7 protein-coding genes, 1 tRNA gene and 1 pseudogene are annotated in these 10,675 nt (G+C 48.6%); all 9 read right to left on the bottom strand.

Going from position 1 to position 10,675, the window contains the following annotated elements; genetic code table 11:
- Nucleotides 1-729: 729 nt before the first annotated feature.
- Nucleotides 730-1,743, bottom strand: a complete 1,014-nt coding sequence (locus HXT37_RS02225) for an Abi family protein (protein ID WP_012913921.1) — start codon at nucleotides 1,741-1,743, stop codon at nucleotides 730-732.
- Nucleotides 1,744-1,916: 173 nt separating this feature from the next.
- Nucleotides 1,917-1,989, bottom strand: a tRNA-Arg gene (locus tag HXT37_RS02220).
- Nucleotides 1,990-2,280: 291 nt separating this feature from the next.
- Nucleotides 2,281-4,967: pseudogene (locus HXT37_RS02215) on the bottom strand (ATP-binding cassette domain-containing protein).
- A 54-nt stretch (nucleotides 4,968-5,021) separates the two neighbouring features.
- Nucleotides 5,022-5,630 carry an ECF transporter S component gene (locus tag HXT37_RS02210; RefSeq protein ID WP_004105192.1) on the bottom strand — a complete coding sequence of 203 codons (609 nt, stop codon included), beginning with the start codon at nucleotides 5,628-5,630 and terminating at the stop codon, nucleotides 5,022-5,024.
- Nucleotides 5,631-6,070: 440 nt separating this feature from the next.
- On the bottom strand, nucleotides 6,071-6,844 hold the full coding sequence (locus HXT37_RS02205) for a DUF4191 domain-containing protein (protein WP_041160554.1): 774 nt from the start codon (nucleotides 6,842-6,844) through the stop codon (nucleotides 6,071-6,073).
- A gap of 153 nt (nucleotides 6,845-6,997) precedes the next feature.
- Complete coding sequence (locus tag HXT37_RS02200; RefSeq protein ID WP_421779677.1) at nucleotides 6,998-7,636, bottom strand: DUF3043 domain-containing protein; 639 nt, start codon at nucleotides 7,634-7,636, stop codon at nucleotides 6,998-7,000.
- A 208-nt stretch (nucleotides 7,637-7,844) separates the two neighbouring features.
- Nucleotides 7,845-9,212 carry a dipeptidase gene (locus HXT37_RS02195; protein ID WP_421779675.1) on the bottom strand — a complete coding sequence of 456 codons (1,368 nt, stop codon included), beginning with the start codon at nucleotides 9,210-9,212 and terminating at the stop codon, nucleotides 7,845-7,847.
- 158 nt (nucleotides 9,213-9,370) lie between these two features.
- Complete coding sequence (locus HXT37_RS02190) at nucleotides 9,371-9,922, bottom strand: low molecular weight protein-tyrosine-phosphatase (RefSeq protein ID WP_421779673.1); 552 nt, start codon at nucleotides 9,920-9,922, stop codon at nucleotides 9,371-9,373.
- Nucleotides 9,923-9,968: 46 nt separating this feature from the next.
- Nucleotides 9,969-10,616, bottom strand: a complete 648-nt coding sequence (locus HXT37_RS02185; protein ID WP_421779671.1) for a dihydrofolate reductase — start codon at nucleotides 10,614-10,616, stop codon at nucleotides 9,969-9,971.
- Nucleotides 10,617-10,675: the final 59 nt, after the last annotated feature.

The following is a 10,675-nucleotide window of genomic DNA, read 5'->3' as shown; positions in this document are numbered from 1 at the left end:
CGCCTTCCTAGTCCTCCACTGCTGCACAAGCCGCAGTATATCTCAAATTCCAACTCTCTAATCTTTAAGACTTCACGCACTCAACCTGCATGCGATGCCAATGCTCGGTGCACTAAAATCTTGTGCACTCACTACTGCAAATACCATAGACAGAGCCAACCACAGGTAGTCAGTATAACATACCCTTATGCCCTATATGCAAGCATGGTTGCCAAAAGCCTCTAATATTTATACCCCCCCCCCATGAAGAATTTCAAGCAAAACACGTATTATAATTGTGCATATAAAAAATTTCTATAATTCGCGAATATCGCTAAAAAATCTACTGTAAAACGCATTTATAACGCATAATTTCCGACGCCAAAACGCAAAAATCGCATCTTCGGCGTGTCTAAAAACCGACCACTTCCCCAACCCAAAGCACTACATGTTGTTATAACGCATGCATCGCACCGCTATATGCTGTGCTGGTATATGCTGTGTGTGTTGTGTGCTGCGCTGCTGTATTCTGTGTGCTTCGTCGCTATATACTGTGTGAGATTCGTCACTATATGCCATGCTATATATACTGTGCAACGCGAAAGCAGGTCGTCGCGTCAGCAAGAAAATCCGACAGAAACTGTGCAGCCGTGTACAGAAAAAGTCGTTTGCGCGCAAAAAAAAATCGGGGCAGATGCACTCTCGCACTTCCGCCCCCCAAAACCCTAAGGTTTTCAAGCATTTTCAATTCTATCTTTCACATATCCAACTGTCAATAACAGTACAAATAAAAGCAAGCAATGAGTTAAATTTACTCGCTTTATCATACTCTTTTGTGTACTCAGATGCCTTTTTTATAAATCCTCCTGCAATGTATCTAATAATGCTTTTTTGATCATTCACGCATTCATCACATTGATAATTCCTAGACAAAAATCTCTTATACATATATGCAGTTATCACTATTTCTTTCATCTTCGCATTACACATATTCGATCGCCTCGCACGCTTATTGAACCCTACAGCTTCAATAGCTTTACTTACTTCTTCAAGCAAAAGCACGTTGTCAAAACTCTTTTCAGTAATTCCATCCAATATTGAATTAGAATGAGCACAAGCATTACGCACGGATTTTACCCTGCACAATAAGTGATGCTCCTTCTGCATCTCTCTACTACCCCATCTTTTTGCGCAAAAACGATAAAATCTTAACAATGTTCCAAATGTAATACCTTCAACAAATACCCAAATTGGCATTCCACCTGTATACTTTGCCGCCGATTCTCTGCTATATTTCCCATCTTTAAGTCGTTCTAATTCAGCAATTAGTATTTTGCGGTCATCGTTATAAAGACTAGACATGTAATCTTCAACAATGGAGTATCCATCTTCTTCAGGATTTTCAGTAAACATTTTCATTAACTTAACTTTTGCCTCATGCTCTATAGCTAAAGTTATTAGAAGCAAAAGTATTTGAAACATCCTATTAAGCTGCTCTATTTTGCATAATTGATCAAAATCCAAGTCAATATACTGGCCATCCCTAGATCCACCAACTCTCTTGCTAAACAATTTTTTATATGAACAAGTCTCAAAATAATATGAGAAGATTGAAAGGTAGGAAATTGCAGAATCTTTAGATTGTTTGTTAAAAGTTATACCTTGCTTCTTAAGATGTTTTATCTGATCTATTGACGAAAGCTTTACAGGCAATTTACTAATTGCACATGTTTTCTTTATATCCGAATCGCATTGATTGTCCATACTATGTATTCCCCTTTTCCAAACTATGGATAAATATCTTTTATTTTTGCGAATACTACCCCAATAGCATTCGATGACTCTTTAAATGCACCAGCGCATATGCAAATATTCTACAAAACACTACACGAAAAGCAACGAATAGACAGGCACGACCAAAAGTAGAAAATCAAAAGTGGGCCTAATGGGATTCGAACCCACGACCTTCTGCTCCGGAGGCAGACGCTCTATCCACTGAGCTACAGGCCCGCAACTCGAGAAAGTATACACGCTAGTGAGGATGCGCGACGACCTGCCTGAGCGCAGCATTGCGCGCGCGAAGGCAATTCGGAGCGCCGAGCTTGCTTAGGGTTGAAAGCACAGTGTGCTTTCAACGCAAGCGAGGTCTGCCTTCGTTAATAAAGACGAAGGCAGGGCAGGTTAGTATGGTTGTGCTTTAGAAACTAGATTGTGACTGGGGATGCGAGGCGAAAAAACGGCAGAAAGTTTACAGCCGCGCGCAGTTTATGCCGCCTGCGCACGCAATCGCGCGCACAGCCATCACGCGCCACCGAGGAAGGCAAAGGTGCCAAAGTAAAGCGCAGCCGCAACAGCAACCGACGGCACAATCGCGCACACAGCAAAAATCCACCAGTCGCGTGCACGCACACGACTCACCCTAGCGTGCGAACGCGCACCAACTCCCCAAAACCGCGTGCTTCCATAGCAGTAGCGAGCGTCGTCGAACGTCGAATCGAAAGCACAAGCAGCGCAAACGACTGCGGGAAGAACGCCCTCACGCGATGCTCATCACCCAAACCGCGCGAACGCCTCGACGCAGTCAGCGCCGCCCAATCATCCTGTAGCACGCCAAACAGCCTAATTCCAGCCAAACCGCCGTACACGAATCGATCCGGCAAATGTAGCACCTGACTGAAAGCATCCGCCAAATCCGTAGCATCAAGCCCAATCACCATCACAATCGACGGCACGCCAATCGCCAAAATCCTAAGCGAAGTTGCAACAGCCAGCATAGCCGAACGATCCGTAGCATGCATCAGCCACCACTGGAACCAAGTATTTCCGCCACTTTTGCCGTATAGTAACACAGTGAGCGCGGAAGTCGGCGCACCCACCCACACAGGCCACGAAAGGCGAATCACACGCCATGGCGGAAGCTTAATGCACGCAAAAATCACAAATTCCAGCAGCAACGCAACCGAAGCAGAAACGCAATCAAGCGTAAAAAGTAGCGGAATCGAAGCCGCGAACGCTCCAAAAATGCGAAATACTGGATTAATTGACGCAAGAAGCGGCGATTTGCTTGAAAGTTTCGCTTCCTCGTCGCGATTGTTTACAGCGCTCACTTTGATACGCGAAATGTCTGTTGCGCCGGTAGTTGCGGAAAGCGCTTCGGAAGATTTCACTTCGGAAGCACTCACTTCAGCAGCACTCATTTCAGCAGCTTCAGCTTTCACATCCGGCACAAGCTCAACCAAGCGCGCACCCAACACCTCAACCAGCTCACGGTCGTGCGTCACCACAATAATGCTCACACCCTCGCTGCGAAGGCTTGCAATCAAGCGAATAATTTGCAACCAAGTTTTGCGATCCTGCCCAAAAGTCGGCTCATCCAAAATCAACACACGCGGAGCCGCAGCAAGCGACGCCGCCACAGTCAGACGACGCTTTTCACCTCCCGAAAGCGTGTACGGATTCGCCTTCGCGTAACGAGCCAAACGGAATCGCTTCAGCAACTCCTGAGCCTTCACTCGCGCCTCATCTGCCGAAACACCCGTGCGAAGCGGCCCCAACATAACCTCATCCAACACCGAACCACACGCAAACTGATGCTCCGGATTCTGAAAAACGTACGAAATGCGCTTCGCCAAATCAGGCGACTTCCACTTCATTGGATCCGTACCATTCGTGCCTTGAGCAAGAGCATCACTCGCCACAACCTCGCCGCTTACTGCCGGCAAAAGACCAGCCAAAGTGAGCGAAAGCGTTGATTTTCCAGCACCGTTCGCGCCGACCAAAGCCGTAATCTGCCCGGCTTTAAACTCAAGATTGATGTGACGCGCAATCGGCTCGCTATTATGGCTGATTGCGAGGTCCTTCGTGGAAAGTAGCACTTCTCCGTAGCCTTCTGCTGGACTGCAGTTTTCGTAATATTTTTCAGAAGATTCTGCATTTGCGGAAGAATTACTTACGGAAGATTCATTTGCAGAAGATTTTACGTTTTTCTTGTAGCGTTCCGGAAGCCAAATACCCAGATCCTCAAAGTCCAAATCGGTGCGATTAAACACCTCGTCTGGCGTGCCGTCCGCCACAATCACCGTGCGCGAAGAAGCCACGCGCGCAATATCGTCGTCGTGAACGGTTTCGTTGTTCGCAGCTTTTCCGTTCGCAGCTTCATCATTCTCAAGCCCAAGCACAACCACGCGGTCAATCATGTCAATCCACGGTTCCGCGTGATGCTCCACAAGCACCATCGTGGCATGCGTCGAATCCAAAACCGCGCGCACAGCACCAACAATCTGCTGCGTGCCATCCGGATCCAAATTCGCAGTCGGCTCGTCCAAAAGCAGCACACTCGGCTGCATAGCGAGCGCGCCAGCAAGCGCCAAACGCTGCATCTGACCGCCACTTAAATGCGAAGTTGAGCGATGCAATTGCAAGCCATCCAACCCAACTTCTTTAAGACTTTTGCGCACGCGATCCCAAATCTCGCTGCGCGGAACGTTCATATTTTCCGGACCAAACGCAACGTTATCCCCCAAACGCTGGAAAATCGCCTGTGCATCCGGATCTTGCAAAACCAAACCAACACGACCGCGCGCACGTCGAACCGGCACGCCGTCAACCAAAACGCAACCCTCGCTCACACCACCATCGGCATCTTCGACGAGAGTGGTTTGCTGGGATTTTGCGCTATTTTTCGCCACAAAATCATTGCCAATAAGACCTGCCGCGCCGCTTAAAATCGTGGATTTACCGATGCCTGATGCACCAAGCAGCAACACGCGCTGCCCCGCCTTAATCGTGAGGTCCAACCCGCGCACAGCAAAAGCGCGACGGGAAGCATGACGATAACCCCAGTTTTCAAAACAAAGTTCAGCGTTACTTGCGTTAGAAGCGTTATCACTAGCTCTACTTGCGTCACTAGCGTTGCTGATACTCTTGCGATCACTTAAATCTGTTGGAAGGAAAGTTTCAGATTCTTGCGATTGAGTAGCATCAGGCATAGTAAATCCTTTATGGCAATGATAGATTTTAGTTATTTCTTAATACGCTATTCGCTATTTTTCGCGTATTTCGCGACCGGACGCAAACTGATCCAACGCGCCGGTCTTAGCGATTCCCACATACAAGAACCACATTAAAACACCAGCAAACACAATTCCGGAAACCACTGTGCTGGCGAAGTATGGAAGACCATACTTGCCGAATACGCTAACAGCCTGCAACTTACCGAGGAAGGTGTAACCCCAGCAACCAATACCAGTCAATGCGCCGGAAAGAATCATTGTGTTCAAATTCCACTTCTTGTAAGCGAAAATAATGAACGCAATTTCAGCAAACAAACCCTGAACTACTGCAATAGCGAAGGTTTCAGCACCACCCCACTGATTGCCCATCAAAGCTTCGAGCACGCCAGCTACGACTTCAGCGTAAATAGCAGCACCCGGCTTACGCACGATTACTGCGGCCAAAGGAGCAGCGAAGAGCCAAAGACCGTTAATAAGACCTGCAAAACCTGGAAGAATGCTGTTTAGCGCAGTCCATGGAACCTCACTAAAAATGGCAACAACCCAATAAATAAAAGCAGAAACAACGCCAATTACGGAAGCAACTGCGATGTCTGCAACACGCCACTGCATGTTGGACTGATAATTTTCTTCTGACATAAAAATGTGCCTTTCTTGTTACGTGTTGCAATGCGTTACATTGTGCGCAATGCAATATTTTGCGTTACATGTGTACATTACGATGCTGTGCGTCAAACGCGTTACATTGCGATGCGTTACATGCAATACTTTGCGTTACAAAGAAACCTTGCAACACCTCTCCAGGCACGGGAAAAACAGACCTCCGTGCGCCGGTATTACCCGGATTCACGTTCAAGCGGTTTTCTCTCAGCTCTGAATGTTCACGCTTGCATAAGCGAGAACACAGAGCACCCGTGTCGATTGACGATTGTACGGCACTGTGTCGACGCCAACCCTCCAAACGCGCGCGCTGTGCTGCGCTCAAGCAGGTCGTCGCATCAATAAAAATGTGCGCAAGCGACGAACAAACGCCACTTACGCACGCAACAATAAGGCTAAAACACTAAAATTTACTTAATTTACTTACCGCGCATTGCACGACGGCTGATGCGCTGAGGACGCGTTGGATCGATGCCCTTCGGAATGCCAAATCCACTCTTGCTTTGCAACGTGCGCAAACGCTCATTCAAAATCGCAAGCTCTGTCTTAGTAAGGAAGAATCGGCGGTTCGGATGAATTTTATCGAACAACGCAAACTTGTGCTTCACAGGCTGTAGCGTCTTCGAGCGCAACACCTTTCCGCGCAATTCTTTAAGCTTCACCTGATTTTCGCCATTACCAACAGCAATACGGTATACAGGTATATTAGATCCGGCAGTAACGCTTTTAATAGCGTGCTCCTGTCGATCCATAGCATGCATTAAACGCTCGTAATTACCCTCACCAACGAGGAAAATTCCGTTAAAACCAGTGCCTCGCCAAAGCGCATCCTTCGTGCGCGCGTCCACCCACACAGGCTGCTGCGGAAAAGTAAAACCGCCCTTATTAATCGCAGAAATAATGCCGGCAGCCGCACCCGGGCGACCTTCCAACTTTGCGTAACCAACTTTATCTGCACGCTTCGTAAGCACAACAGTAAACAGCAGCAAACCAAGCATCACCGCTGTAATAAGCATCATAATCCACATCAAAATGGACCAACGAGATACAATTCCAAGAATTACAGCAACCAAAATCGGCGCAGCAAATGCGCAAGACAACCACAAAGGCAGCTGCTTGTCGTCAGAATGCGTGTACTTATAAATACGTATGATCTGCGAGAACATGCCCTGCTTTTTCTTAGGCTTCTTCATACCTTGCTTCGCGCCTTGAGACGCGCCTTGCGATTTGCTTTGTGCTTTATCTTGTGCCATGCGTTTACCCCATGATATTCGCGTTATTTTGAGTATCCCAAATAATAATAGTAGCTTGTGCAAATATTAATAAATTTGCACTTACTTTTGCACTTACTTCGGCCAGTTACCACGCTTTGCGCTACTCGGCTTAGGCAAACGCCAGCGACGAAGCTGCATAGCGCGGCTGAATGCGTACATGCCGGAACGCGATTTGCGCGACACAGCCACATCACCAAAACGACGAATCAGCTCCTTACGCAACTTACGCCACATAACAAACATGTCAATTACAGATGCAAACAAATACGCGTACAAGAACACTGCAAAAACAAAATAAACAATCACAAATTTAGATAGCGCAAACAAGCAAATCATAATCAACACTGCAACTGGTATGAAAAACTCGCCAATATTAATTCGAGCATCCACGTAATCGCGAATATACACACGCCACGGAAGCTGCTCAATTTTTGGCATATGCGCCAAATCGCCAGTGCGCATTGCGTTATATTGGATATTTTCGCGCTGCCTGATTCTAGCGCGAGCCTGCTTTGCGCTGGCCTTGCGATCAGCTGGAACAAGCGGACGAAGATTTTGCGCTTGAGCCGCGTTGCGCTTAGGAGTTGGGGTGTTTTTTTCGCGAGATTTCGTCGCTACAGACGATTCTGCATCCGCTACTTTCTTTTGCAACGAAGGAGTAGACGCGCCCTCATTATTGGCAGTTTTCTTTGCAAATGGATTCCATGTCATGTTTGCAGATTACTCAACAGACTAGACGCATGCAGACGCGGCGGAAACGGCAGAAACTTTACAGTAACGTAAAGTTTCGGTCGGGAATCGCCACAAAAACGGCAGAAACTTTACGCGCATGTAAAGAAAAAGGGGTACATATCAAAAAACGGCAGAAACTTTACAGTGTTGCAAAGTTTATGCCGCCTTCGCGCAAAATTAGCCAGAATTACTCGCCCAATCGATCCAAAAGCAGAGCTTCCGTCACAATATTGCCGCGCAATCCAGAAAGCGAAATCGACTCGTTCGGGCTGTGCGCATTAGACTTAGGGTCTTCCGGACCCGTCACCAGCACCTGCGCCTTCGGGAAGATGCGCTGAAGTTCCGGAATAAACGGAATCGAACCACCCTCGCCCTTGTTTACCGGCTCCACGCCGAAAGCGTCGCGCATGGAAGCAAGCGCATCCTTCGTTGCAACAGCATCCGGATCCATTGCCCAACCCATGCCGTTATCAATCGGCTCTGCAGTAACTTCTGCACCAAAAGGCGCGTGAGATACCAAAAAGTCACACAACGCTTTTTGCGCTTCTTCCGGACGCTGCGAAGGCGCGGTACGAAGCGAAAGACGCAGCTTAGTTTCGTGCGCAATCACATTAAAACTGCCCTCAACTGGGTGCGAGTCCATGCCGATTACCGTAAGGCTTGGCTTAGTCCACATGCGCGCGGCGAGAGAACCGGTGCCTGCAAGCTTGTAAGAATCGACCACGGAAGCGTCGGCGCGCACTTGTGCTTCGTCCAAATCGCGCTGCAAACCGCCAACCGGCTCCTGTGCTTCAATTCCAGGAACTGCTAAGTCGCCAGCTTCGTTGTAAAGCGAGGCAATAAGCATGGAAGCGAGCGTGTAAGCGTCCAAAATCGGACCGCCGAACTGGCCGGAATGCACTTGATGACCAAGTACTTTAACCTTTACGTCTACGTCTGTATTTCCGCGCAAACTCGTTGTAAGACTTGGGATTTCGGCAGACCAGTTTCCGGAGTCAGCCACAATGATTACGTCGGATTCGAACTCGTCTTTATGCGATTCAATGAACGGGATGAAGCTTGGCGAGCCCATCTCCTCTTCGCCTTCGATGAAAACCTTAATATTTACGCGCAAATCGTCGCTTAGTGCACGCAAAGCTCCGTAGTGAATTGCGATTCCGCCGCCGTCGTCAGCTGAGCCGCGTCCGTAGAGACGACCGTCGCGCTCTGTGCCTTCAAATGGGTTGGTTTCCCACTCGGATGGGTTCGGCACTGGCTGCACATCGTGATGTGCGTAGAGCAAAACCGTTGGCGCGCTTGGGTTTACGATGCGAGAGCCCACAACTTCGAAAGCTCCTGGAGTGCCGTCCGGATTCGTGGACTGCTCAACGCGCGCGTCAATACCAACCTCACGCAATACCCCAGCCACGTATTGCGCGGACTTGCGCATATGCTCACCAGCAATGCCCTTAGCCGACACCGCAGCCAGCGAAATCTTCTTATTCAGCACGGAAACTACGTCATTCCAGGCGTTTTGCACGCGAGCGCGCACGTCTTCGACAGCCAAACCTGCCATAAATCCTCCCAACTAAAAGTAACAGAGCGGTAATTGATGCTTGTAAAACTATACCTATAAATTATACCCAAACTATGTCCGCAAACTTTTTCGCAAACGCTCGCACTATAAGTGCTCGCTTATAGCGCGAGCGTTACCTCACATTTGGAGCGTTTAGTTTAGTCAGCCCTCTCAATGCGCGCGGCAACCCAATCGACGATATAAGGCGCGCACTGCTCAACCTGATCCATCGCAACCTCAAATTCGCGAGGACCTCCGTACCACGGATCAGCCAAGTCGAGCAACATCTCGCGACCAGGCTGCGGCTTAGGAAGCGACGGATCAAACGCGCGATACATATGCACAAGTTCGCGCTTTTGCACAGGCAACAAACGCAAAAGCGAGCGCATATGCGAAGCCGTCATAGGCAAAAACAGGTTCGTTTCCGCAATCTCATCCGCTTCAATTCGATGCGCAAAATGCGAAGCAGGAAGCCCATATCCGCGCTTAGTTAATTCCCTTTGCGCGCGACGGTCAATCGGATTTCCGTACTCTTCGTCGCTTACACCACTGGAACGCACGGCAACAACGTCACCCAATCCCCTCAATTGAAACTCGTTGCGCAACACAATTTCCGCCATTGGCGAGCGACAAATATTACCTGTGCAAACCGTCATAACAGTGTATGGGCGACGCGCGTCGACCTTGATTTTGCTTGATTCTTCAGTCATATTTCCTCGTTTATTTTGCTGTCTCGTTTACTTTGCGATTTCTCGTTTACTGAGCAGGCTCATATACCATAAACCGGTATCGTGCAGGATTGCTTTCGCTACCAACTTTCAGCGGCGCTTCCTCAAACTCGCCTTCGCGCGCAACATGCCATTTTCCTGCATCAACTAATGCATGAATGTTCGGAGCAAACGTGTCCGCTGCAACTTTCGCATCGATTTGCGTTACGTAAGCTGCGTCCGCGTGATAATTCGCGAGCATCTCGCGCAAAATCGCAGCACCGCCAATAACCCAGATTGCGGAGCCGTCTTGCGGCAAGTCTTGCGGCAAGTCTTGAGATGCGCTTTCCTGATTTTCCAGCGCTTCCCTATTTTCCAGCCATTCGCGCGCATAATCCAAAGCCGCGTCAATGCTAGTAAAACTACGCGCTCCATCCGCCACAAAATCCGAATTATGCGTAACAACAATATTTTCACGCCCAGGCAACGGACGGAATTTCGGCGGCGTCGCATCCCACGTGCCACGACCCATAATCACAGGGCAACCGATAGTCATCGCCTTAAAATAGCGCAAATCCGGCGAAAGTCGCCACGGCATACCTCCGTTTACACCCATCGCGCCTGGCTTGCCGTCCAAACCAAAAGCCTCGCCCCAAATCAGTCGCACAGGGAAATTATGCGACACGCTGTTTGCCATATACGCACCTCACACGCTAAATCAAGCTAAAAATTAAACTAAATCAAGCAAAATAATTC

The sequence above is a fragment of the Gardnerella sp. DNF01151 genome (assembly GCF_049244235.1).
Lineage (GTDB): Bacteria > Actinomycetota > Actinomycetes > Actinomycetales > Bifidobacteriaceae > Bifidobacterium > Bifidobacterium swidsinskii.
The sequence above is the reverse complement of the archived record's forward strand: the minus strand, read 5'-3'. Positions and strand labels throughout refer to the sequence as shown.

Coding starts and splice junctions, on each gene's coding strand:
- HXT37_RS02195 (WP_421779675.1), bottom strand. CDS start 9,212: ATGGCAGGTTTGGCTGTCGAAGACGTGCGCGCTCGCGTGCAAAACGCC.
- HXT37_RS02190 (WP_421779673.1), bottom strand. CDS start 9,922: ATGACTGAAGAATCAAGCAAAATCAAGGTCGACGCGCGTCGCCCATAC.
- HXT37_RS02200 (WP_421779677.1), bottom strand. CDS start 7,636: ATGACATGGAATCCATTTGCAAAGAAAACTGCCAATAATGAGGGCGCG.
- HXT37_RS02225 (WP_012913921.1), bottom strand. CDS start 1,743: ATGGACAATCAATGCGATTCGGATATAAAGAAAACATGTGCAATTAGT.
- HXT37_RS02185 (WP_421779671.1), bottom strand. CDS start 10,616: ATGGCAAACAGCGTGTCGCATAATTTCCCTGTGCGACTGATTTGGGGC.
- HXT37_RS02205 (WP_041160554.1), bottom strand. CDS start 6,844: ATGAAGAAGCCTAAGAAAAAGCAGGGCATGTTCTCGCAGATCATACGT.
- HXT37_RS02210 (WP_004105192.1), bottom strand. CDS start 5,630: ATGTCAGAAGAAAATTATCAGTCCAACATGCAGTGGCGTGTTGCAGAC.